This window comes from Leisingera sp. F5, from assembly GCF_001593695.1.
The window spans coordinates 1-1,036 of the sequence record NZ_LUKH01001420.1 but is presented as its reverse complement, the minus strand read 5'-3'; the positions used below and the strand labels follow the sequence as shown (position 1 = coordinate 1,036).

1 protein-coding gene and 1 pseudogene are annotated in these 1,036 nt (G+C 61.9%); both read left to right on the top strand.

Features of this window, described 5'->3' with window-relative positions:
* Positions 1–838 (top strand): FAD-dependent oxidoreductase (locus A2I95_RS41935; protein WP_291738157.1); only part of this gene is annotated, 838 nt, incomplete at its 5' end.
* Positions 839–891: 53 nt separating this feature from the next.
* Positions 892–1,036: pseudogene (locus tag A2I95_RS41930) on the top strand (NAD-dependent dihydropyrimidine dehydrogenase subunit PreA); the annotation flags it as partial.

Here is a 1,036-nt window from a genome sequence, read left to right as displayed (position 1 = left end):
TGACGTGGTGGTTTATGATGCCAAGTCCAAGGCAGGCGGCCTCAATGAATTTGGCATTGCCGCCTATAAATCCACCAACGGCTTTGCTGCGCGCGAAGTGGATTGGCTGCTGAAGATTGGCGGTATTACAATGGATTACGGCAAGAAGCTGGGTGCGGATCTGTCGCTGGACGGGCTGGCGTCCGGCTATGACGCGGTGTTTCTTTCCATCGGTCTGGCCGGGGTCAATGCCCTGCGTGCGCCCGGTGAGGATAAGGACGGCGTGCGCGACGCGGTGGAATTCATTGCTGAGCTGCGCCAGGCGGAGGACCTGACTGCGCTGCCGGTGGGCCGCAATGTGGTGGTGATCGGCGGCGGCATGACTGCGGTGGACGCCGCAGTGCAATCGAAGCTGCTGGGTGCTGAAAATGTCACCATAGCTTACCGCCGCGGGCGTGAGGACATGGGCGCCAGCCGGTTCGAGCAGGATCTGGCCGCCTCCAAGGGGGTGAAACTGATGTTCAATGTCATGCCCAAGGCAGTGCTTGGCAATGGTGCTGCTGCTGAGATCGAACTGGAGTATACTGCGGTTGCCGGTGGCAAGGTTTCCGGCACCGGCGAGACCGTGCGTCTGGTTGCTGATCAGGTGTTCAAGGCCATTGGCCAGACACTGGAAGGCCAGCCTGACGCGCTGGAGCTTGAGGGCCGCAAAATCAAGGTCTCGGAGACAGGGCGCTCGTCGATGGCCGGGGTCTGGGCCGGGGGCGACTGCGCCTCGGGTGGCGAGGACCTCACCGTGACTGCCGTGGCCGAGGGCCGCGATGCTGCAATGGATATTCACTCCAGCCTGATGGGCTGAGCCAGTGCGGCGCAAGTTGATTGCGCCAAGCTAGCCTGAAGAGGAGAGATCAAATGGCTGATCTGACAACAGAATTTCTGGGGATTAAATCCCCGAACCCGTTCTGGCTGGCCTCGGCGCCGCCAACCGACAAGGAATACAACGTCCGCCGCGCCTTTGAGGCCGGCTGGGGCGGTGTGGTCTGGAAGACGCTGGGCG